The organism is Sphingobacterium zeae, assembly GCF_030818895.1.
Taxonomy (GTDB): domain Bacteria; phylum Bacteroidota; class Bacteroidia; order Sphingobacteriales; family Sphingobacteriaceae; genus Sphingobacterium; species Sphingobacterium zeae.
Genome location: NZ_JAUTBA010000001.1, coordinates 497,028 through 520,672 on the forward strand (window position 1 = coordinate 497,028; position 23,645 = coordinate 520,672).

A 23,645-nucleotide genomic window follows, 5' to 3' on the forward strand; every position below is an offset into this window, starting at 1 on the left:
TGTTCCTTTTTTAAGCATTTTAGAGCTTTAGAATAATTTGAGCTGCGGATCGGTTATTCTAAAGCTCTTTCTATGATGCGGTGTAGAGCCGTGTGCCAATACAGCTGTTCTGTGCTTAATTGTTGGATACCCTTTGTTGTTGAGCCAGTCGTAATCTGGATACGCTAATGCGATGTTGTTCATATACTCATCGCGATAAGTTTTAGCCAGAATTGAAGCTGCGGCGATGGATAGATACTTGCCATCTCCCTTGACAATACAAGTATGCGGAATTTGCTGATAAGGAATGAACCTATTGCCATCGACAATGATATACTCCGCTTTTGTCTTTAAGAGATCAAGAGCTTTGTGCATGGCTAAGTAGCTCGCATTGTGAATATTTATGCGATCGATCTCTTCCGCTGAGACACTGGCAACCGCATAAGCAAGGGCTTCACGTTCAATAATCGGCCGTAGTGCCATTCTTTTTTTCTCGCTTAGTTGTTTGGAATCATTAAGCAGCTCGTGATGATAGTCTGTCGGGAAAATCACCGCGGCAGCGAAAACAGGTCCTGCCAAACAACCGCGGCCCGCCTCGTCACAGCCAGCCTCTATCCACTCTTCCTGATAATATGATAATAGCATGTTCAGTCTTTAAAATAGCCGAAAGTACAAATAAATTTAGAGTTATCTATTGTAACTTCTGTGTGAAGATCGCCCATTTACATTAATTAACACTAATAATCCCTTTTTTTGTAAGAATTTGGAGCACCAAACTATGAATTGTAATAATTTCAATCATACAATAAAGAGGTGTTTCTTTTTTGGATCATATTGGTTTATAAACTTAGGCAATAGTTTTAGAGTCAAGAAGTTATCAATTATAGCAATATAAAAATACGTATTATGAGAGGCTATATGCTTTTTTTGTTTAGTATGCTGATGGGGTGGACTGTTTATGGCCAGACGAAAAGTGTACAAGGTATGTTGAAAGACGACAAGAATCGAATTGTCGCAGGTGCAACGGTGAAGTTGACATCAAAGTTAGATTCCATGACTACAGGATCCAATATGGCGGGGATCTTCATCTTTGATAAAGTTAAAGCCGATACGTTTAAAATCACGGTTTCCAACCTTGGATTCGAACGTTTTGAGCAAGAATTTGCAATCCCTAAAGGTGAATCAAAGCACATTATTCCAAGTTTAACGCTACAACAGAACTCGCAGATGCTGGAGGAAGTGGTGGTTGATGGAGTCCCTACAGTTGTTGTCAAAAGTGATACCCTCGAATATACGATGAAAGATCTAAAGCTCCGCGATGGGGCTGTCGCCGAGGATGCTTTGAAGAAGTTACAAGGGGTCGAAGTAGATAAAGATGGTAATGTCACAGCACAGGGTGAATCCGTCAAGCGCGTTCGTATTAATGGAAAGGACTTTTTTGGTGGGGATGTTAAGACTGCGACGCAGAATCTGCCGGCCAATATTATTCAAAAAATGCAAGTCATTGACGATTATGGTGATATGGCGAATGTGACCGGCAATAAAACGGGTGATTCAGAAAAGATATTGAATATTCAAATTGACCCCAAATATAATACAGGTCATATGACCACACTTCGGGCGGGTGTGGGGACAGAAGATCGCTACCAGGCTACGGGGATGTGGATGGGTATGCGCGAAGGCGAACAAATTTCTGTATTGGGAAATTTAAATAACACCAATGCCCCATTATTTGATTTTAGTACCGTGGGTGGCGGTGCGCGTCGTGGCCAAGGTGGTGGCGGTCGCCGCGGTGGTGGTATGTTTGGCGGTTCGGACGGTTTGACTAAAATTGGCTCCATAGGACTGAATTACCGTAAAGACTTTAGTGATAAACTGACAGTTTACGGTAGTTATAGTTTTAGCCATAGCAATAATACCACGCTATCTCAACGGTTTCAGGAAAATACATTGCCAAATATTATGCAGACGGACAGTGTAACATCCAACTCGAACACCATTGGCGATAGCCATCGTTTTGAAGCTAATGTCGAATGGAAGCCAACTACAAAGGATTATATCAAAATTTCACCGCAGTTTGGATATGACAATAGCGATGTAACGACAGGTACCAATTCGCTTACTTACCGTAGTGGAGCATTCAATAATTCGCAGGTTCAAGATGTTTTTGCCAATTCCAGTGCACCAAGATTCGGTATTAGTGGATTGTACAACCATAAGTTCAACGATAAGGGGCGTAATGTCTTTGTAAATATGAACTTTAATAATGCAAAAACAACGAAAGATCAAAATGCAATCTTAGACAGGCTATTGGCTGATCCCAACAATGCAAATGCTCCTTTAGATTCAATTTATGAAAAAACGATCCTGGAAGCAAATAATAAAAGTTGGAATGGCGGGGCTTCGGTGAATTATACTGAACCTGTTTCTGAGAAGGGAAAAGTCGAATTTACCTATGACTTCAACAAAAATAAATATGACAATTCGAATAAACAACAAGGGTTTGATCGAGCTGAAAAACTTATTGCAGAAGATCCCAAATTGAATTTTGATTATAACTATGATTACTCCTTTACAACACATAAAGTTGGGGCAAACTATTTGTATAGTGGTGATAAAATAACCTATTCCATTGGTGCTGCAGCTCAACCTTCTCAATTGAGAGGTGATGCTATCAGCTCGGGATTAGTCGTTCCAATTCGTCGAAATAACATGAACTGGATGCCTATTGCGCGATTTGAATATAAGTTTTCTAGGCAATCGAATATTACCGTCAATTATTCCGGAACACCTAATGAGCCTTCGGTAACCCAGATCTTGCCGTTTGATATGAGTACAAACCGGACCAGTATCGTAATAGGTAATGCAAATTTGAGTCCGGAGTTCAGTCATCAACTGAATGTGAGATTTCGTAAGAATGATTTTCAAAAAGGGAACAATTTCTTCGCTTTTGTAAATGCTGGGCTGACCAACAATAAGATTGTAAGTTTGAGCAAAAGCTATTTTGATGATTTAATCGATTATCAAACAGGTCAGACAAACTCAACCTTAGTTGCCGAGACCCGTTATCTTAATGAAACAAGCGATAAACCATTTAATGTGAGTTCTTTTTACCACTATGGGAAATCCTTAAAAGAAAAAACATATAATATTATGTTGATGGGGGGAATATCCTATAACAAAAATATTGGATATGTATCTACGGAGAAAGATGATGACATCGGTCAAAAGAATGTTGCACGCAATATCGTGTTGAATCAGGGGTTGATGTTTAGATATAACCCTTCGGAAAACCTAGAAATTAATCCAGGCGTTCGCTATCAATTAAATCATACAGAAAACTCAGTGACAAATCGCAATACGAATGTTTCGTCCTGGACGCCGACCTTAATTGGTTCGGTCAATATTACAAAAACAACCATTTTCGGAGCAGATCTATCTAAACAGTTCAATAATGGGTATGGTGCTGGTATCAATGCAAATCCTTTTGTCATAAATACGTACCTGGAGCAGAAATTTTTAAGTCAGCAACGAGGGACTGTACGTCTACAGGCGTTTGACTTATTAAACCAGCAAACGAATGTCTCCCGTACCTTCAGTGAATCGATGATTACAGATAGCCGTACCAACCGTTTGGGACGATATTTTATGATTCTGTTTACCTATAAATTCCAAAAATTTGCGATGGGTAATCCAGAAGGAGAAAACAGATTTCCGGGCGGGATGAGACCTCCCCGTATGTAATCTGATTCCTATAAGATATAAAAACGGTCATAGTGATTTCGCTATGACCGTTTTGCATTTAAAAATGCCTAGTTTTGTGACGACTTCATACCCCATACGATTTGAAGATTGAGCGAAGTGGCAAAAATATCGTAAATATGGAGCGCACAGAAAGAGATAAACTAAAAGAAGCTACAACAAGCTTGTACTGCATGGAATACGAAATTATTAGACTTTCAAACGGAATACGCGTAGTATTTCAATATCAAAATTTACCGGTTACACATGTCTGTATGGTCATCAACGCGGGGTCTCGGGACGAGTCTGCTGGAAAATATGGTGTAGCCCATTTTATCGAACATCTTTTATTCAAACGTACTGAGAGACGCTCTACGCAACAGATAATAAATCATTTGGAATCCGTTGGCGGAGATCTGAACGCCTATACGACGAAGGAATATACCTGTGTACATGCTTCCATTCTACAGCCTTATTTAAATCGAGCGTTAGATCTTTTTGAAGATATCTTTTTTCATTCTACTTTTCCCGACTTAGAAATGGAAAAGGAGAAGTCGGTCATTGTTGATGAAATGGCTTCTTACCTGGACAGCCCGGAAGAGTCTATTGTAGACGATTTTGAAGATCTTGTCTTTCAGGGATCGGGACTGGGACATAATATTTTAGGATTGGAAGATCAGCTGCTCGCACTGCAAAAGGCAGATATCGTTGATTTTATGCGGACGAATTATGATACAAATGAAATGGTTATTGGTATCACTGGGAATTATACGCTAAAGGAAGTGGAACGATTGCTGCACAAAGTGTTCGGCACGGTTCCCGCAAATACGATAGAGCGGATGCGAAATGATGTAAGACCGCTCATTCAGCAGCATGTTACCGTAGGCAAACCAATCAATCAAGTGCATTATATGCTCGGTTCATTGGCTTATAGTTATCGTGATGAGCGTAAAACGGGGCTGCTGCTTTTGAATAATATGCTTGGTGGAATGGGAATGGGATCCATTCTGAATCTTTCCATACGGGAGAAATATGGAATAGCTTATACCATTGAATCTAATTATACTATTTTTTCAGATACAGGATTATTTAGTATTTACCTTGGTACAGATGAAGAAAAGGTCGAAAAAGCGAAGAGGCTCGTGTTTAAAGAACTCGCTAAGCTGAGCGAGCAACCGCTGTCTGAAACTGCTGTAAAAAGAGCGAAGCAAAAATTTATTGGGCAAATTGCTTTGACCGAAGAAAATCGTATGAGTATGATTATCTCTGCTGCGAAAAACGTGATGGACTATGATCGTGTGATCTTGTTGGACGAGATCATTGAAAAAATTCAGGACTTGACTAGCAAACAACTATTAGGAATTGCACAAGATGTATTTGATCCGAAGAAGATGTTGTCGCTTAGTTTTGTTCCCGAGGACTAATTGTTATCGGGAAGGGCCTCCTTTTAGAGATAGATGGTATTGAAATTTATTGCATATAAAAAGCAATTTATCTAAGTTTGCGCTTACGGGAATTCGTTCTCATCAAACATGGATTGCCGAAGGCAGATTCAATACCTCTGGTAGCAGACAAATAAACGAATAAAAATATAAGGGATGAAAACAGCATATGTATTTCCTGGTCAAGGAGCCCAATTTGTTGGAATGGGACAAGACCTGTATAATTTGAATGATGAAACGAAAGCTTTGTTCGAACAGGCAAACGATATTTTAGGGTTTCGCATCACGGATATTATGTTTTCCGGTACAGATGAGGAATTGAAACAAACGAAAGTAACCCAACCAGCTATTTTTTTGCATTCGGTCATTTTGGCGAAAGCATTGGGAGATTCTTTTCAGCCTGACATGGTTGCTGGTCATTCTTTGGGCGAATTTTCGGCTTTGGTGGCCGCAGGTGCATTGAGTTTTGAAAATGGGTTGAAATTGGTCGCACAACGTGCCAACGCGATGCAAAAAGCATGTGAGCTTCAGCCATCAACGATGGCTGCTATATTAGGTCTGGAAGATGTTGTGGTGGAGGATATCTGCGCTCAGGTTGATGAAGTTGTTGTGGCTGCAAATTATAACTGCCCTGGACAATTGGTTATTTCGGGATCTATCGAAGGTGTGGATAAGGCTTGTGCTTTGTTGACCGAGGCTGGTGCTAAGCGGGCATTAAAACTAAATGTAGGTGGCGCATTCCACTCCCCATTGATGGAATCAGCTAAAGTCGAATTGCAAGCAGCTATTGAGGCGGTAGAGGTGTTGTCGCCTAGCTGTCCGATTTATCAAAATATTGATGCTAAACCACAGACAGATCCAGTGGTTATCAAGCAAAATTTGATCGCACAACTAACGGGGGCTGTTCGATGGACACAAACGGTACAAAATATGTTGGCCGATGGTGCGACGGCATTTGTTGAAGTTGGACCTGGTAATGTATTACAAGGATTGGTCAAAAAAGTCGATCGTCAGGTACAAACTTCTGCGGCTTCAGTAACTGGCTAAGGGCAGCATCGGATAAAAAAAGGGTCGTATGATCCATATGTGGTCGGAAGATTTCTTCCGACTTTTTTGTGCCGATAACAAAATAAAGTAAGAATTTTTCCTGTAACAGCGAAGTATCAAGTTGACACCTTTTTCGCCCTTTGTTCGGAGCTTGTTCGGTACTTGGTCGGAGCTTGTTCGGTCGCAACCGAACAAGCTCCGTTGTATATACGTATGATATACGTTGAAGAATCGGGTGAAGGGCGAAGTTGGTAAGCGGGAAGTTTTAAGGTTATTTATCTTTAAACATGGTATAATGATCTTTCATCACCTGTAAGACAAAATCATTGGGAGTCATTACATCAGGGTGTTTAACGTCCATGACTTTTTCCAGACGTTGAACCAACGCCGTTAAAATTCCCACATCTCTTCTGTCAAAAGCTGTCTGATAAATCTCTTTAATCGAGTTGGCATCTTTGTCACTCAGTTTTATTACTTGAGGAAATAAAATCGGATGATTATCTAATGTTTCCTCATAGATGGTGTCGCTCAATTTTAAGGCTGGTTTGAGACTAATAACAGATGTTTCTCCGGCAATATCTCCAATGCGTTGCCCATTTTTTGATAATACGATTGATGTAATGGCGACTCCACCCATTGTCATCCAAATATCTACGATAGATAAACTCCATCTGGACAAGTACTGATAAAAGTTGGCCCGTGAACCGTCGAGCTTAACAACTTTTATTTTCATTATTTTCTTGCCCACCGTTTGCCCGCCAAAGGCCGTTTCGGTAATCAACGTATAAAAAAAAGCCGGTAGAGTCAGTGCCATCATGATCCCATAAAACAGATAGGGGTCATTACTGGTGATATTTAAAGTGTCCAAGAGGAAGAAACAAAAGAAATAATAGCAGACTATAATGAAATAGTCTATTGCAAAGGCTATCATTCTTGAGCCAAGACTGGCAAGATTATATTCGATTTTTACATTTTGTGCTGTATTTATCTCAAGCTTATTCATCTGTAAAATGATTTGAATTTAGGGGCAATATAGAATATATAAGTCAATTTTGCAGTTGTTTGTGCTTTTCAATCACGGATATTTCCTATATTTGGTTGAGCCAGTTAAAAAAATTAATGAGAGAAGCATCATTTGTAGAACGAAATAAAGAAAAATGGACGTTAATTGAAAATAATTTGTCAATTAATACAGCGGTTGATCCGGATGAGCTTGCCTCAAATTATATTGAGTTAACAAATGATCTGGCTTATGCGCAAACTTTCTATCCTGAGAGTAAAGTGAAGGTTTACTTAAATGAATTGGCGGTGAATGCGCATCAGAAAATCTATAAAGATCAAAAAGCTTCCAATAATAAGTTTAAATCTTTTCTTAATGAAGAGATACCACAAGCAATTTGGTGTATTCGTAGGCCGCTTTTGTATTCCTTCTTAATTTTTGTTCTGGCTTCAATTATCGGTTTTTTGTCGTCTGTATACGATATTGATTTTGTTCGTCTTATTTTAGGCGACTTCTATGTGGATTCAACGATAGAAAGTATAAAAGCAGGCGATCCTGCTGCGGTATACGGAAAGGGAAGCAATTTTGGTTCGGCAATTTGGATTACGATTAATAATGTGCGTGTTGCTTTTATGGCTTTCGCTGCCGGACTATTTTTTAGTGTTGGGACGGGATATGTCTTGTTTAGCAATGGTATTATGCTAGGTGCATTTCATCATATGTTTTTCCAATATGGCGTTATGGGGAAGGCTATGTCAGCAATCTGGATCCATGGTACCATAGAGATCTCGGTAATTATTGTGGCCGGTGGATGCGGATTAGCACTCGGTAATAGTATCTTATTTCCAAAATCTTTTACCCGTTTAACTTCTTTTGTCCGTACGGCAAAGATTGCGATGAAAGTGTTGGTCAGCACAATTCCTTTTTTTATTATTGCGGGTACATTGGAAGGCTTTGTAACAAGATATTATAATGTTTCAATTTGGTTATGTGCATTAATTATCGTTTTATCGCTACTGGCAATCCTCTATTTTTACGTTATTAACCCATATCGACTAGCAAAACGATTTCAATGGAAATAAACTTTGAATTTCAAAAAGAACGGAAGGTAGGGGACTTTGTGCAAAGCTTTATAGATCTTTTTAAATTGATCTATAGGCATTTTGTATCTACTATTTTTGGTTTATCTGCTGTTCCCCTAGCCGGGATTGCTTTGGTTTATTATTTTCTGTCTACAAAAATTACGTTCTCTGCTAATAGTGATTCTTTTGAAGACATCGATGCTCTGACTTGGGCTGGTTTACTTATTGTGGCGCTGACCGCTTTGGGACTGTACGTTTACGGTATTTCTATCGAATATTTTCTACTGCTAAAGGAGCGCAAGAGTACAGCATTTTCGGGTGTGGAAGTACTGAAGAATTTTAGATCAAACCTTGGGAAATACTTTATGTTTTTGATTGCCATGATATTGGCATTAATTGTCGTGTTTATTCCCTTGGCCATCGTAGCTGCGATTTGTGCATTTATCCCTTTTGTCGGAAGTTTTGCTATCGGAATATTGGCGTCCATGGTTGGTATTTGGTTATTTTGCTCATTTTTATTTTATCGCGAAGGCTATTCGGATCTCGGAAGCTGTTTTACAGATGCCTATGTGATGCTAAGCAAAAAATTGATTCAGTATGGTATTGCTACCTATATCGTAAATTTTATTTTCCAAATGGCTGTGATGATGATTTCTATTGTACCATTGGTTATCATGGGGGTTACTGTCATTCAACTTCCTCGGAATAGATGCTGCTTTTTTTGACTCATCCTGGGGAAAACTGCTGATGACATTGGGCGGTTTATTTATCACATTGTTTACGTTGTTTCTTTATATGTCCGGAGTTTTGGCCAACGGTATTATTTATGAAACAGCGAAGGATCTCAAATTCGGAGAACGGATTTATGGGATGATTGAAGAGATAGGAGGAAAAAGTGAATAAACTCTTGTCTTTTTTATGCATTGCCGGTTTGTCAATGATGTATGCTTGTGATCCGAAACCGAACAACGTAGATTCCGACAGCAAGAGTGCCGATTCGCTCTATGTACAAAGAGATTCTACCTTAGTGACCGCCGATTCTGTTGCTATTGACTCGATAACTTTAAAAGCACCAAATGGCCAACAGAGAAAAGATGAAATTGATCTGTGGGATCCAACATTATTTGACTCCATTCCAAAATATACCGAAGAGCGTTCGTTTAGAATGGATCCTTATCAGGATATCATCAAAAGGTACGAGACGGACGATTTTGTTTATTCAGAGAATATTAAAGATCGGGTAAGTGCGTTACAGCGGATTCTTGCCAGGCTCGCGGATTGGATTGGGAGCATCACCCCAGATAATCCTTATAAATTTCGGGAAGAATTTGGATATGTTTTTGCTTTTTTAGCTGTTATCGCATTAGCCTTTATCCTCTATAAAGTACTTTACAACAAGAATCAATATTTTATCAAACATCGTGAGGAAGAAAGCGAATTGGACGTTTTAGCTTATGTAGAGCGAAATCTAATGAATAGTAACCTAGAACCGTATATTGAGGAAGCTATTACAACTAAAAATTATGCATTGGCAATTCGGTACTTACAGCTGCTCAATATTCAAAAGTTGGCTCATGCTGATCATATCAAGTGGAAGCAGAGTAAGACAAATGCTGAATTTGCACAGGAAATACGGAATGAACAACTTCGTCGGGGATTTTTGGAGTGTGCACGGATTTTTGATTATGTCTGGTTTGGTCAGTTTGAATTGACGGAAGCTAATTTTACCCAATATCAGCAATTGTTTACCCAATATCAAAATCAAATTAAATGAAAGGATCGGTAAAATTTGGATTGATATTATTCGCAGTCGTTTTGGTGCTCATTGCGCTAATCGATGCCACAAGTAAAAAACCGATTATATGGGATCGCACATTTGATGCAAAAGATAAAAATCCCTTTGGAGCCTATGTGCTACGTCAAGAACTTAAGCATATCATCGATCAAAAGAATACAACGATTGAGCGACCATTGTACGAGTATCTGGACAGCGCAAAGAAAACGGACGCTAACCTGTTTTTTTATACCTCTTATTTTTCAATGGGTGAAGCTGCAGAAGATAAATTATTGGATTATGTGAATCGGGGAGGGAAGGCAATGATTGTCGCTGAGGCGATTGATCGTTATATTTTGGATTCCTTGGGGGTAGAAACGGATAGTTTCTATGGCTACAAAAAAGGGGTAAATATAAAAAACCAAGTACGCGTTCGGCTAATGAATGATAACAATAAAATTCATTACGGCAAATCGGAGCTTGGTGAAGTATTCAAAAAACTTCCTAAAAATGCAACTATTTTAGGTGCGATTACCTATAAAGAATTTGCACTACCTAACTTCGTGGCGATTCAATTTGGTAAAGGAACAATTTATCTGCATCTGACCCCGGATTTATTTGGAAATTATTACCTGCTGAACTCGGCGTCGCAATATGCTTATGTTGCCAAATCATTATCGTATTTAGATGATAAGCCGATCGCGTGGTATGATTTTAAAGCAAATATGGATCAGTATCGTACGCCTTTGCGTGTATTGCTTCTAAATGATGGTCTTCGGCAAGCCTGGTATATTTTGTTGGCGGGACTGGTTTTTTTACTTGTGTTTAGAAGTAGGCGTGAACAGCGTGCAGTGGCGGTAGTGGCTCCTGAGCCGAACCTATCAAAGGATTTTTGTGAAACGATTGCTACTTTATATTATGAAAATGGTGTACCCGGGAATATGGTTGCCAAAAAGATAGATTACTTTCTTCACAGCCTTAGGAACCGTTTTCATTTAGATACGTTGGCGTTGCGTGAAAACGACTTCAGTGAAGAACTGGCTGAACGGTCTGGAGTTTCTCTTGTGGAGACACAAAGTTTGATCAAGTTGATTGTACGCATGCAGGATGCTAAACAACATGACTTGGTCGATCTTAAATTGATTAATGATACTATAGAAGAGTTTAAACATAAAGCAAAAATGATATGAGTGACTTGGATAAATATATATCTTTTGAAAACCGAATAGATGTATCGGTTTTGTTTGATAAAATGGCTCAGGTAAAGGCAGAAGTTAAAAAAGTAATCGTTGGGCAGGATCAATTGATCGATATGCTCTTGATTTCCATCTTAGCGTCAGGACATTCCCTGATTGAAGGATTGCCAGGGGTTGCAAAAACATTATCTGCAAAATTGATCGCCAAAACTATCAATAGCGAATTCAAACGTATTCAATTCACACCAGACCTAATGCCTTCGGATGTAACGGGATCTTCGATATTGGATCTGAAAAGGAATGAATTCGAGTTTCGTAAAGGTCCTATTTTCGCAAACATCGTTTTGATCGATGAAATCAACCGTGCTCCGGCAAAGACGCAGGCTGCGCTCTTTGAAAGTATGGCCGAGCAGCAGGCATCAGTTGATGGAACTACTTATCGATTACCCGCTCCCTTTGTTGTTTTTGCGACGCAAAATCCAATAGAACATGAAGGAACTTATCGCCTGCCAGAAGCTCAGCTCGATCGTTTCTTGTTTAAGATCAATGTGAATTATCCTGAACTTGAACAGGAACTGGAAATATTAAAGGAGCATCATGCTCAAAAGGCAGTCAATAAAGAGGATCAGGTTCAGGCAGTAGTTTCCGCAGCTGAAATTTTGGGGTTCCAAAAATTGATTAAGTCTATTTTTGTTCATGAGGAGCTGATAACATATATTGCTCAAGTTGTTATAAAAACACGAACTAATCCAAGTTTGACACTTGGAGCGTCACCTAGAGCTTCTATTGCTTTACTCGAATCAGCCAAAGCTTCAGCAGCGGTCAGCGGTAGAGATTTTGTTACTCCTGAGGATATTAGAAGGGTAGCATCGGCCGTGTTAGGACATCGTGTTATGTTGACGCCAGAAAGAGAAATGGAAGGATTTACCACGGCCTATGTCATCGAACAAATCATTAATTCTGTTGAAATTCCAAGATAATGAAGAAATTAAGTCAGCTCTTTCTAACAAATCAATTTTTCTACTCGCTATTAAGTATAGCAACCCTCTTTACATTGTCTTTTTTCGTTAAGGGCTTGTTGGTTGTAGCATGGATTGTTTTTTGGATATGGCTGGCAATTTTGGTCTTTGATTTTATAGTCTTATTTTCTGGAAAGGGGAAAATAGAGATCACAAGGATATATCCGGAAAAGCTCTCCAATGGAGATGAGAACCCAATGAGACTGATTGTGCGTTCTTTTTATCCATTTAGTACAAAAGTGGAGATTCTGGAGGAGTTTCCTGTTCAGCTTCAAATTCGCGATAAGGACTTTATGACCCATTTACCGAGCTTTCAGCAATCGGAGATATCATTTTCGCTGCGACCGACCCAGCGGGGGATTTATAAGTTTGGACGTTGTATGGCACTAGTGATGCGTCTTGGATTTTTCAAAAGAAGGTTTGTTACCAATCAAGAACAGGAAATATCCTGTTACCCATCTTATATACAGTTAAGGAAGTATCAGCTTTTGGCGACAAGTAATAGACTGAATGAACTCGGGATAAAACGTATTCGACGGATTGGTTCGGCCATGGAGTTTGACCATGTTCGCGATTATGTTCAGGGCGATGACTACCGTCACATGAATTGGAAAGCATCTGCGAAAGTGAAAAAGTTGATGGTCAACCAATATGAAGAAGAGAAGTCGCAGCCAATCTATTCCTTTATCGATCTAGGGAGGGCGATGCGTATGCCTTTCAACGGCCTGAGCTTATTAGATTATGCTATCAATGCTTCGTTGGTTCTTTCGAATGCAACGATATTAAAACAGGACCGTGCTGGCTTATTAACCTTTTCAAAGGATATCAATGCATTTATACCCGCGGAAAAAAGAAATAATCAGATGCTTAAAATTTCAGAGTCACTCTACCAAGTATCGACTAAATTTGAAGAATCGGAATTTGGAAAGCTGTATAGTTATGCCAATGCGCATATCAACAAGCGTTCACTAATTTTTCTTTACACCAATTTTGAGACCTTAGACTCCCTTAAACGACAGATAAATTACCTGACTATGCTGAATAGAAGTCATATAATCGTCGTCGTCGTATTTAAAAATGTGGAGGTAGAGGATCTGGCTAAAAGTGTACCCAAAAAGACGATAGATATCTATAATCAAATCATTGCAGAGAAGTTTATCTATGAAAAGCAGCTTATTGTACAGGAGCTTATCCGTCATGGATTTCAGACTATTTATACTGCGCCGGAAAATTTAACCATCAATTCCATCAATAAATACCTTGAGATTAAGGCACGAGGCCTTATTTAATGATCGAGGTGTCTTTGACCATAACTTTCGTCCAAAGATGCTGATATTTTTCAATTGCTTTTAAATGGATTGGATGTGTCTCATAGTTCGTTATATCTTTAAGATCTTTAAATGTAACAATCAACGTGTAGTCAAAACTGTTGTCTACTACAGGTCTCGGGTTTGTTTGAGCAGGTACGCCGTAATGAAGTGTTTTGATGACGTCGATTTTCCGAAGTTCCTCAAAAAACTGGGTAAAATTCATTTTGTCTTTTTCACTGATATCTTTCTTAAGCCAGAAATTAACCACGTGGACGATGGTATTGCTCTGAATATCTTGGCTCGCGCGAACTGGAAGAGCCCATGTTGGGGCAGTCATAAGCACCATAGGTGCAAGAAGAAAATTGCGTCTTTTCATGATTGAAACGGTTTAGAACTATGAAGATACAAAACGTTACTGATTCCAACAGTATCAATTAGGAGGAAATCGCAAATTGGCTTTTTTTTGCGTGAAAATTAAGCCTGCTCATTAAAATACAAAGGGGGACATCATGTCCCCCTTTGTATTTTAATGAGCTTGGAGGTCTTATAGACCAAATTCTGCTTTTACCTTCTCGATATAATCCAGTTTTTCCCAAGTAAATAGTTCAACTTCAACCTGCTTTTTCTCGCCTGTTGAGCTTTCAAATTCTTTTATTACTTTCTTTGGTGTTCTTCCCATGTGTCCATAAGCGGCTGTTTCCGAATAAATTGGATTCCTCAGTCCCAAACGCGTTTCAATTCCGTATGGCGTCATGTCAAATAAATGTGCAATTTTTTCAGCAATTTGACCATCGGTTAAATTTACTTTACTCGTTCCATACGTGTTTACATAGATTCCCATCGGATCTTTTACACCAATCGCATAAGAAATTTGTACGAGAATTTCATCTGCTACACCTGCTGCCACTAAGTTTTTGGCAATATGGCGTGTTGCATATGCCGCAGACCGGTCCACTTTAGATGGATCTTTTCCAGAGAAAGCACCTCCACCATGTGCACCTCTACCACCGTAGGTGTCCACAATTATTTTTCGGCCCGTGAGACCGGTGTCTCCATGAGGCCCGCCGATTACAAATTTTCCAGTAGGATTGATATGAAACTTAATTTCATCGTTAAATAACAATTGAAGTTCTGGCTTTAATTGTGCTTTGACACGAGGAATCAAGATCGTTTTGATGTCGTGTGTAATTTTGTCCAACATCACTTGCTCGGTATCAAAGTCGTCATGTTGCGTTGAGATGACAATGGCGTCAATCCTTTGGGGTTTGTGATCGTCGCTATACTCCAGTGTAACTTGAGATTTCGCATCTGGACGCAAATACTTGATTTCGTTATTTTCGCGACGCAACTCCGCCAATTCATAAAGTAAGCGATGAGATAGGTCCAATGCCAAAGGCATAAAATTTTCTGTTTCGTTATTCGCATAACCAAACATAATCCCTTGGTCACCCGCCCCTTGCTCTTGCCGTGTTTTACGGTCTACACCTTGATTAATGTCTGCAGATTGCTCGTGAATCGCCGATAATACGCCACAGGAATTCGCTTCAAACATGTATTCAGATTTGGTATAGCCAATCTTTTGAATTACCGAACGTGCGATCTTCTGAACATCGAGGTAGATGTTTGATTTAACTTCCCCGGCGAGGACCACTTGTCCTGTTGTTACCAACGTTTCAATAGCGACACGAGAATCCTCGTCCCATGCTAAAAAATTGTCTATTAATGCATCTGAAATTTGATCCGCAATTTTGTCTGGATGTCCTTCAGAAACAGATTCCGACGTAAATAAATAAGCCATGCTTTACCTGATTTTAAATATTGGATTTGCGCTAGAATGAATTAACAGCAAAGTGATAAGAGCCGTGATAGCGAGGGGTTTTTAGCACTTTTTTACTGTGGTTGCAATCTCCTTGTCGTTGCTTTTAACGCAACAGCACGCAAATCAGTCCACATTCTATTTTTTATGCGACAAAGCTACAATACTTTAAGGATTATTTAAAATCAAATTTATATTTTAATTTAAAAAGTATAGTCATATACTTTAGGATGCACAAAGATTACATTATTTTAAGAAATTCGTAATTTCCGCTATCTTTGGGATATGTCAGAACGTAAACAAATATTGTTTGTTATTAATCCGATTTCAGGAGGAAAGCACAAGACATCCTTTAAAAAACAGGTGTTAGATGTGCTTGATCTACAAAAATTTGATCCTACTTTTCAGCAGACTGCGAGACCAAATCACGCCTATGAAATTGGTTTGAAAGCAATCGAAGAGGGATACGATGCGGTTATAGCAGTGGGAGGCGATGGAACAATCAATGAATTGGGATCAGCTTTGGTTGGGTCTGGAATTCCATTGGGGATTATTCCTGAGGGTTCGGGCAATGGTTTGGCGCTTTATTTGGGCGTACCTATGAATGAAGCTGCAGCTATCCGCCGAATTAATCGTTTTGAATCAATCGAGGTGGACTGTGGTGTTATCAATGAAAGGAGATTTTTTAATATTGCTGGTTTAGGATTCGATGCATCCGTGAGCGAAAATTTTGCTAATGAAAATATTCGTGGGCCGTTGGGATACATGAAATCAGTGTTTAATGTGCTCAGTAAATATCAACCTGCACATTACAAATTGACCATCGATGGAAAAGTGTACGAAAGACAGGCTTTTATGATCAGTGTAGCGAATTCTCCCCAATATGGAAATAACGCTTATATAGCACCGCAGGCATCAGTCAATGATGGTATATTAGATGTCTGTATTGTGCACAAATTTCCACTCTATATTTTGCCAAAGATGATTTTTCATCTGTTTAACAAATCGGCCGATCAATCCAATTATGTAGAAATTATTCCAGGGAAGAATATACAGATTGAGGTGGATAAGATTTCACCGGTACACGTCGATGGGGAACCAATCGAACTAGGAGATAAACTGGATATTTCCATTATGCCAAAAGCCTTAAAAATAATTTGCTAAGATCATGAGTAAAAATAAAAAACAGTCTTATGAAGGGGTTGTCTATTCCACAGATGATAACTTCAATTATCAATTATCTGATTTTTTTCAGGAACAGGACACTTTACCAACGAATCAGCAAAACTTGAAAGTACAGCTTGATCGTAAAATGCGGAAAGGAAAAGTTGTTACGTTGATTACAGGGTTTGTAGGAAAAACCGAAGACTTGGAAATTTTAGGTAAATTGTTGAAACAGAAGTGCGGAGTGGGCGGAACCGTAAAGGATGGCGAGATCATCATCCAGGGAGAGTTTAAACAAAAGATCTACGAGTTGTTACTTAAAGAGGGGTATCGCGTAAAATTAGTGGGTGGTTAAACAAGTATTGTGAGAATATTCAGATTAAATCTAATGAATTGTTTATTAGGCAAGTATGGTTTGTGCACAGACTGTGTGTTTGTTTGATAATATGAGTAATCACTTACTTTTTGTAATTTAAAATCTTCTATTTTCTTGCATATCAAAAAAAAAATGGCTTTCATTGTAAAATAATTATTGCGAATAAGCGATTTAGCAACGAGAAACAATGATTATATAACGGGAGCTGCTGAGAAAAATAACACACATTAACGGTGTTTCAGTTTAAAAAAACAAATTTGATTTTTTTTACATATTTAAGAGGAATATTTTAAATTTGACATTAGATATTAAATTTGCTTTGCAAATTGATTTCAAAAGCGAACAAGAGTGCATATAATTTAAACAACATTATATATTTAAACAACAGTAAAAAACTAAAAATTAGAAAAATGGCAAACGCACCTAAAACTGCTGCAAAACAAGAGAGCAACAACGGAGGATCTTTCTTTGCTCAAGCTGCAATCATCATCTGTTTCATCGTGGGTTTCTGTGTATGGAAATTTGTGATGGGTAATCCAACTAACTTCGTTGATAACAATCCGGAAAATGCTCCTAATCCAGGTAACTATTTAGGAATGGTTTACCATGCTGGGGCTATCGTACCTGTTTTGCTTGGTTTATTCTTAATGGTATGGGTTTTCTCGGTAGAACGTTTTATCGTTATCAACAAAGCTTCTGGTACTGGAAACGTTGGAAACTTTGTTCGTAAAATCCAAACGTTGATTAATGGTGGAAACATCGATTCAGCTATTGCTGAGTGTGACAAACAAAAAGGTTCAGTAGCAAACGTTGTGAAAGCTGGTTTATTGAAGTACAAATCAGTATCTGTAGATCCTGAAGTGAACACTGAAAAAGCGGCTATTGCAATCCAAAAAGAAATCGAAGAAACAACTGCATTGGAAATGCCTATGTTAGAGAAAAACTTAAACGTTATCGCTACATTAGTTTCTATCGGTACATTATGTGGTCTATTGGGTACGGTAACAGGTATGATCAAAGCCTTCTCGGCATTGGCAACAGGTGGTGCTCCAGATTCAGCTAAATTGGCGAACGGTATCTCTGAGGCCTTGATCAATACGGCAACTGGTATCGCGACATCAACTTTCGCTATCGTATTGTATAACATCTTTACTGCAAAAATCGATAAATTAACTTACTCTATCGACGAAGCTGGTTTCTCAATCGTACAAACATACGCTGCAAACCACAAATAAGAACTGTGATGAAAATATTTGACTTTTTTAAATTTAGTTTATGGAAATCAAATATTAAAATCATCATAGGATAGAAGATTGAGTATTTAATTTAAAAGGAAGAATTTAAAATGGGTAAAGCAAAAGTAAAAAGAGCCAGTACGTCGATCGACATGACAGCGATGTGTGACGTATCGTTCTTACTGCTTACGTTCTTCGTCTTAACGGCGACAGCGCGCCAACCGGAAGCATTGACGGTGGATACCCCAGCATCGACTACGAAAGATAAGTTACCTGATTCAAATGTAGGTATGATCACAATAGGCGATCAAGGTAAAGTTTTCTTCGGTACGACTGATCAACAGGTTCGCGTAAAAGCACTAGAAAGAATGTCAGCAAAGTATGGCGTTGGCTTTTCGCAAGAAGATTACGATCGTTTCAAATTGATGGAAAACTTTGGTGTACCAATGTCTAAATTGAAAGGGTTATTGGCCTTGGATGGAAGTAAGCGTACAGAAAAAGGTGTGCAAACTGGTATACCGGTTGATAGTACAGAGAATACTTCAAATGAGCTGTATTACTGGGTTCAAAATGCCCGTCTGGCCGCCGAAGAAGTAAATAAGGAAAAGGAGGCATCGGATAAAAATTTCGTGCACCCTGGACCTTTGAAGATGGCTATCAAAGCAGATGCGAATGAAAAATATCCTTCGGTTAATTTAGTTATTGAAACATTGCGTAATCAAAAGCAAAACAAATTTAGTTTCATAACAGGCATGCGTGCTGAGGACAAATAATTGACGATTTAATAAGAACAAACGATGGCAGAATTAAATCAGGATAGTGGTAAAAAAGGAAAAGGCGGGAAAGTAAGATCCAAGAAAAATGGGGGTAAGGTAGACCTTACAGCCATGGTGGATCTGGCATTCTTGTTGATCACCTTCTTCATGTTGACCACGTCCTTAAATAAACCGCAGGCAATGGATGTGGCTATGCCAGACAAAAATAAAATTAAAGAACAACAAAGCGATGAACTGCTTACGGCAGATAATCGTTCCCTTACAATTTTATTGGGTTCTGACAATAAAGTCTCGTGGGTATATGGTCAAGTAGCTAATCCGATCGAAGGCCCTACTGTTGCTGGTTATGGCGCAGATGGGATCCGTAAGGTCTTGATGGAGAAAAAGGCTTATGTACCTCGCGTTTCAGGCGGTAAAGACATGATTGTAATCATACGTCCTAGTGAAAAATGTACACAACGCAATCTGGTTGATATTCTTGACGAGATGAAAATTGTAGACGTTAAACGCTATATGATCGGAAAGATTACACCAGAAGAAGTCGAAGTGTTAAAACGTGACAATATCTATAATGATTAGTTATTAGATTGACACATAAAACTAAAATAAAATGATAGGGTCAAAATTAGATATTTTTAAGAAAGAATGGCTTGATGTCGTTTTTCAGGGCCGTAACAGGGAGTATGGAGCTTACGAGCTTCGCAAACTTGCGCCCAAAGCGACTAACAGGGGGCTTCTTGTCGTTATCGGCATTGTAGCCATAGCTAGTTTCCTTAGTGTATTTGGAAGTAAGCTGTTCCCGAAGAAAGCTGTTGAGGCACCTCCGGCAGTAACCGAAGTTACGTTGGAAGACCTTGAAGAAATCAAGCCACCAGAACCACCAGAAGAGGAGCCACTTCCACAAGAACCGGAAGAAAAACCTCAACAAGTGGCCATGGATGTACCAAAAGAGGATTTGGTTCGTTTCCCTGAACCTAAAGTAGCTCCTGCAAACAAAGTTGTAGAGGAAGTTGCTTCTCAGGAAGAATTGAAAGATCCAAATAAAACGCCAGCGCGTATTACTTTGAAAGGTAGTCCGACAGGTACTTCGGTTGCACGTGGCGAATTTGGTTCAAAGAAACAAGATGGTGCGATCACGGGTGCTGCAAAAGGAGATCCAAATGGTAATGGAGATGAAATTCTTCCATTTAATGCCATCGAGGTTCAACCAACGCCTGTAGGTGGTATGCAAGCATTTATGTCTTGGATTGCTTCAAACTATGAGTATCCGGCTGCGGCAACTGAAAATGGTGTAAATGGTGTCGTTGAAGTATCCTTCGTTGTAGAAAAAGATGGTAGCTTGACAGACATCAATATCAAACGCGATTTGAAATATGGTACTGGAGATGCAGCTGTAAGGTTGCTTAAAAAAGCGAAGAAATGGAAACCTGGTATTCAAAATGGTCGTCCAGTTCGCGTAGCGTACACTTTACCAATTCGATTGAACCTTCAAAATTAGAATGACAAATTTTAATTCGAATAATAGTTCAAATTATAGACAGAAATCGCCTCTGAAGCGGTTTCTGTCTATTTTAGGACTTTTTATGTTTGGCTTTTACTTTGTTTTGGGCCTATTGATTATATTCTGGGATAATTTCCCCATTGAGATTAATCCAACTTACAAAACAATTTTTGGCGTCGTATTGATTCTGTATTCATTTATGCGGTTTGTACGGCTTTGGCAAAATAATTTTAATTAAGCGCCTCTTTCTTTTAGTTTTAACCAACTCTCTCTTCAAAAGTTAAACTATTCTTTATTTAAACTGTCTTATTTTATGATGTATCGTATGAGAAAATATAAAATGGTTCTTATGATGCTAGGCGTCTGTATGGGAGTATTTGTTTCGTGCAAAAATAAAACGAAGAGTACAAAGGAAGGAGAGGATATTCTAACGGGTAAACTCCCGGTTATTGTTGATCAGACTTTATTGCCGATCATTCAAGAATCTGCGGATGTTTTTGAAAGTTCTTATCCAAATTCAAGTTTGGAATTGATCGCTAGGCCCGAGATTAAAGCAGTAAATGCCTTGCTTTCTGATTCGGCTTATGTCGTTGTATTGACGAGAAAGTTGACGAACCAGGAAGGTAGCTACTTTCAGAAGCGCGGTATTCAGCCGAAAATCTTCCAAATAGCTTCCGATGCAGTCGTACTGATCAATAATCGGAATAGTAAGGATACTATTATGTCACAAAAAGACGTTAAGTCTTTGTTGGAAGGTAATTTAGCAGGACAACGGTTGATCTTTGATAATGCCAATTCGAGTACACTGCGTTATTTGAAAGATTATTTCAAATTAAACAAAATTGATCCGAAAGCTGTTTCTGCAATGAAGGATAGTGAGGAAGTGATGAAATACGTCAGTGATAATGCAAATACAGTGGGTGTTATTGGGTACAATTGGTATCTGAAAGCTATAGAAAAAAATTCGAATTTATTGGATAAAATTCGTACATTGAGCATCGGAAGCAGTGATCAACGAGGTGAAAAGGTCAATTTCTATAGACCATCTCAATCGACTATCGCTGATGGCGTATACCCCTTTGTGAGGCCTGTCTACATTATGAATTATCAGCCAAATATGGGCTTAGGTTTAGGTTTTAGTGCATTTTTGACAGGCGATCGCGGCCAGCGTATCGTTTTGAAAGCGGGATTGGTTCCAGCTACAATGCCTGGGCGTGAGATCATTATTAGAGATGAAAGTTATATTAAATAGATAATAAATAGTACAAAAATAGATTATGACAAACAGCAAATTATTATTTAGTCTTTTATTGGCCGGATCTGTGGGCACAGTAAGTGCACAAAGTTTGAAAGATGCTAGAGCAGCCATCGAGGCTGAAAATTATGGTAAAGCGAAAACTATCCTTCAACAGTTAGTGACTAAGCAACCTAAGAATGGAGATAATTATTTCTATTTGGGTCAAATTTATTTGGTAAACGACAGAGCGGATTCTGCCGCTACGATTTTCAACCAAGGTTTGGCCGCTGATCCAAAGGCTACAATCAATAATGTAGGTTTGGGTTATGTTGACTTAATGAAAAAGGATAAGGCAAGTGCGGAATCTAAATTCGCTTTGGCAACGGCAAAATTAGGTAAAAAGGATTATGAGCCATTACTGGAGATCGGTCGTGCATATATTAATGCACCTGAACCTGATTATGCAAAAGCGTTAGAATATCTAACACAGGCGAAGGAAAAAAACAAAAAGGATGTTGCTATTCCTATCGCATTAGGTGATGCGTATCGCGGATTAAAAGAGGGATCTTTGGCTTACACAAGCTATGGTGACGCGACGGATATCGATCCAAATTCCGTTCAAGCTAAAGTTGGACAAGCGGTAATTGTACGGGGTGCACAAGCTTTTGATGAAGCCATTACGCAATTAGAAGCTATCGCGGCGGAGACGCCGACCTATGCTCCAACCTATCGTGAGTTAGCTGAGACTTACAACCAGTGGTCGAGGTTGCCAGGCACGTCTGATGAAAAATATGTTGAGTTAAATAAAAAGGGTGTTGAGCAGTATAAGAAATATCTTGAAGTTGCTGGTGATAACTCGTTGGAAGCAAAAATTCGCTATGCCGATTTCCTTGTATATGCACGTCAGTATGATGATTTGAAGGTCGTTTCTGAGGAATTGGCGCAAAATCCTTCTGTAGATCCAAAAATCTACCGTTACTTAGGTTATATCGCTTTCCAAAAAGCTAAAGATTATCCAAAAGCATTGGAGTATTTGAATCAGATGTTCAGCAAAATGGAGAAAGATCGTGTAATTCCATTGGATTATATGTATCTGGGTATGTCTGAAATCGCTGCTAATAGTCCAAAGCATGCAGAAGGTGGTGCCGATAGCACGGCCACAGCAGCACCAGTGTTAACGGCAGAAAATACGGCAAATATCCAAAAAGGTATTGCTGATATTAAAAAAGGAATTGATTTAGACAAAGAGCTTTTGGGCGAAACTGCAGAGCTGGCTTTTGCTAAATATCAAGAGCAAGAATTGCAGACAGCGGCCTCTCTTTTCGAATTGGTCGCGTCTTACACAGATAATAAAACATATTTGTTTGATGCAAATTATTATGCTGGTGAAGCTTACTATCAAATAGGTGCTAAAGAAGATGCAGCTAGTAAAAATGAAGAGCAAGTTGTAGTTAATCAGGAGCTTAGAGATAAAGCGATTGCTGATTTGCAAAAAGCTCAGACATTCTTGACTGTAATCGAAACTACTGATAATAAAGAAGCACAGGATAAATATTTGATCAACGCGCTTTATTACAAAGCTTTTGCAGCATTGACGGCGGATAATTTGGAACAACCAAAAGGTGATTTCGTTGCATCATTTCAAAAATTGATTGAAACAATCAATCAACGTGGTGCGCAAGAGAAAAATAAAAATTATTTAATCGATGCGAATACCTATATCGGTCTTTACTATTACGTGAAACAAGATCTTCCTAAAGCGAAGGAAAGTTTCCCAAAAAGTATTAGCCATAGACCCAGCGAACGAAGCTGTTAAAGGTTACTTAGAAGGTTTAAAGTAAGCTTAAGTAAAATCATTCTAAATTAGGCGTAGATAGTAATATCTACGCCTTTTTTGTTTTGTTTTTTACCGTGGAATCTCTATATTTAAAGATAGTTACCAATATAAAT

The 23,645-nt window shown here is 38.8% G+C and carries 22 protein-coding genes; 18 read left to right on the plus strand and 4 right to left on the minus strand.

Features of this window, described 5'->3' with window-relative positions:
- Positions 1 to 27 precede the first annotated feature (27 nt).
- Complete coding sequence (gene rnhB, locus QE382_RS02160; RefSeq protein ID WP_209582056.1) at positions 28 to 624, minus strand: ribonuclease HII; 597 nt, start codon at positions 622 to 624, stop codon at positions 28 to 30.
- A gap of 261 nt (positions 625 to 885) precedes the next feature.
- Here rnhB and QE382_RS02165 point away from each other — a divergent pair, with 261 nt between their 5' ends.
- The 3 genes from QE382_RS02165 to fabD all read left to right on the plus strand — a co-directional run bounded on the left by QE382_RS02165 (position 886) and on the right by fabD (position 6,209).
- The gene (locus tag QE382_RS02165; protein ID WP_307184494.1) at positions 886 to 3,723 is read left to right on the plus strand and encodes an outer membrane beta-barrel protein; all 2,838 of its coding nucleotides are present in this window, start codon (positions 886 to 888) and stop codon (positions 3,721 to 3,723) included.
- A gap of 137 nt (positions 3,724 to 3,860) precedes the next feature.
- On the plus strand, positions 3,861 to 5,144 hold the full coding sequence (locus QE382_RS02170; protein ID WP_307184495.1) for a M16 family metallopeptidase: 1,284 nt from the start codon (positions 3,861 to 3,863) through the stop codon (positions 5,142 to 5,144).
- A gap of 174 nt (positions 5,145 to 5,318) precedes the next feature.
- Positions 5,319 to 6,209, plus strand: a complete 891-nt coding sequence (gene fabD, locus QE382_RS02175) for an ACP S-malonyltransferase (RefSeq protein WP_307184496.1) — start codon at positions 5,319 to 5,321, stop codon at positions 6,207 to 6,209.
- Between the two features lie 271 nt (positions 6,210 to 6,480).
- On the opposite strand, the gene QE382_RS02180 is transcribed toward fabD, so the two are convergent.
- Positions 6,481 to 7,212, minus strand: coding sequence for an RDD family protein (locus tag QE382_RS02180; RefSeq protein WP_307184497.1), 732 nt, complete (start codon positions 7,210 to 7,212; stop codon positions 6,481 to 6,483).
- Between the two features lie 116 nt (positions 7,213 to 7,328).
- Here QE382_RS02180 and QE382_RS02185 point away from each other — a divergent pair, with 116 nt between their 5' ends.
- The 7 genes from QE382_RS02185 to QE382_RS02215 are packed head-to-tail and all read left to right on the plus strand — an operon-like array spanning position 7,329 to position 13,569.
- Positions 7,329 to 8,291: a stage II sporulation protein M gene (locus QE382_RS02185; protein WP_294348648.1), complete on the plus strand. Its 963-nt coding sequence runs from the start codon at positions 7,329 to 7,331 to the stop codon at positions 8,289 to 8,291.
- A complete protein-coding gene (locus QE382_RS02190) occupies positions 8,282 to 9,016 on the plus strand; it encodes an ABC transporter permease (RefSeq protein ID WP_307184498.1) in 735 nt (244 codons plus the stop codon). The genes QE382_RS02185 and QE382_RS02190 overlap by 10 nt, the downstream gene beginning before the upstream one ends.
- 28 nt (positions 9,017 to 9,044) lie before the next feature.
- A complete protein-coding gene (locus tag QE382_RS02195; RefSeq protein WP_307184499.1) occupies positions 9,045 to 9,194 on the plus strand; it encodes a hypothetical protein in 150 nt (49 codons plus the stop codon).
- A 34-nt stretch (positions 9,195 to 9,228) separates the two neighbouring features.
- Positions 9,229 to 10,065, plus strand: a complete 837-nt coding sequence (locus QE382_RS02200; RefSeq protein ID WP_307184500.1) for a DUF4129 domain-containing protein — start codon at positions 9,229 to 9,231, stop codon at positions 10,063 to 10,065.
- Positions 10,062 to 11,255, plus strand: coding sequence for a DUF4350 domain-containing protein (locus tag QE382_RS02205; RefSeq protein WP_307184501.1), 1,194 nt, complete (start codon positions 10,062 to 10,064; stop codon positions 11,253 to 11,255). The genes QE382_RS02200 and QE382_RS02205 overlap by 4 nt, the downstream gene beginning before the upstream one ends.
- On the plus strand, positions 11,252 to 12,241 hold the full coding sequence (locus QE382_RS02210) for an AAA family ATPase (RefSeq protein ID WP_307184502.1): 990 nt from the start codon (positions 11,252 to 11,254) through the stop codon (positions 12,239 to 12,241). Before QE382_RS02205 ends, QE382_RS02210 begins: the two co-directional genes overlap by 4 nt.
- Positions 12,241 to 13,569 carry a DUF58 domain-containing protein gene (locus tag QE382_RS02215; RefSeq protein WP_307184503.1) on the plus strand — a complete coding sequence of 443 codons (1,329 nt, stop codon included), beginning with the start codon at positions 12,241 to 12,243 and terminating at the stop codon, positions 13,567 to 13,569. Before QE382_RS02210 ends, QE382_RS02215 begins: the two co-directional genes overlap by 1 nt.
- On the opposite strand, the gene QE382_RS02220 is transcribed toward QE382_RS02215, so the two are convergent.
- The gene (locus QE382_RS02220) at positions 13,562 to 13,966 is read right to left on the minus strand and encodes a Dabb family protein (RefSeq protein WP_307184504.1); all 405 of its coding nucleotides are present in this window, start codon (positions 13,964 to 13,966) and stop codon (positions 13,562 to 13,564) included. The genes QE382_RS02215 and QE382_RS02220 overlap by 8 nt on opposite strands.
- Before the next feature lie 168 nt (positions 13,967 to 14,134).
- Complete coding sequence (gene metK, locus QE382_RS02225) at positions 14,135 to 15,388, minus strand: methionine adenosyltransferase (RefSeq protein ID WP_307184505.1); 1,254 nt, start codon at positions 15,386 to 15,388, stop codon at positions 14,135 to 14,137.
- A 303-nt stretch (positions 15,389 to 15,691) separates the two neighbouring features.
- On the opposite strand from metK, the gene QE382_RS02230 reads away from it, so the two are divergent.
- The 8 genes from QE382_RS02230 to QE382_RS02265 all read left to right on the plus strand — a co-directional run bounded on the left by QE382_RS02230 (position 15,692) and on the right by QE382_RS02265 (position 23,511).
- Complete coding sequence (locus QE382_RS02230; RefSeq protein ID WP_307184506.1) at positions 15,692 to 16,570, plus strand: diacylglycerol/lipid kinase family protein; 879 nt, start codon at positions 15,692 to 15,694, stop codon at positions 16,568 to 16,570.
- 4 nt (positions 16,571 to 16,574) lie between these two features.
- Entirely contained in the window at positions 16,575 to 16,925 is a 351-nt protein-coding gene (locus tag QE382_RS02235) for a translation initiation factor (protein ID WP_293957311.1), read from the plus strand.
- A 431-nt stretch (positions 16,926 to 17,356) separates the two neighbouring features.
- Positions 17,357 to 18,181: a MotA/TolQ/ExbB proton channel family protein gene (locus tag QE382_RS02240; protein ID WP_209578290.1), complete on the plus strand. Its 825-nt coding sequence runs from the start codon at positions 17,357 to 17,359 to the stop codon at positions 18,179 to 18,181.
- A gap of 110 nt (positions 18,182 to 18,291) precedes the next feature.
- Complete coding sequence (locus tag QE382_RS02245; protein WP_293957310.1) at positions 18,292 to 18,954, plus strand: ExbD/TolR family protein; 663 nt, start codon at positions 18,292 to 18,294, stop codon at positions 18,952 to 18,954.
- Positions 18,955 to 18,978: 24 nt separating this feature from the next.
- The gene (locus QE382_RS02250) at positions 18,979 to 19,536 is read left to right on the plus strand and encodes an ExbD/TolR family protein (protein WP_293957309.1); all 558 of its coding nucleotides are present in this window, start codon (positions 18,979 to 18,981) and stop codon (positions 19,534 to 19,536) included.
- 31 nt (positions 19,537 to 19,567) lie between these two features.
- Positions 19,568 to 20,455 (plus strand): energy transducer TonB, encoded by an 888-nt coding sequence (locus tag QE382_RS02255; RefSeq protein ID WP_307184507.1) that lies wholly within the window; start codon positions 19,568 to 19,570, stop codon positions 20,453 to 20,455.
- 328 nt (positions 20,456 to 20,783) lie between these two features.
- Positions 20,784 to 21,710: a PstS family phosphate ABC transporter substrate-binding protein gene (locus QE382_RS02260; protein ID WP_307184508.1), complete on the plus strand. Its 927-nt coding sequence runs from the start codon at positions 20,784 to 20,786 to the stop codon at positions 21,708 to 21,710.
- Positions 21,711 to 21,735: 25 nt separating this feature from the next.
- Complete coding sequence (locus QE382_RS02265; protein ID WP_307184509.1) at positions 21,736 to 23,511, plus strand: tetratricopeptide repeat protein; 1,776 nt, start codon at positions 21,736 to 21,738, stop codon at positions 23,509 to 23,511.
- Positions 23,512 to 23,645: the final 134 nt, after the last annotated feature.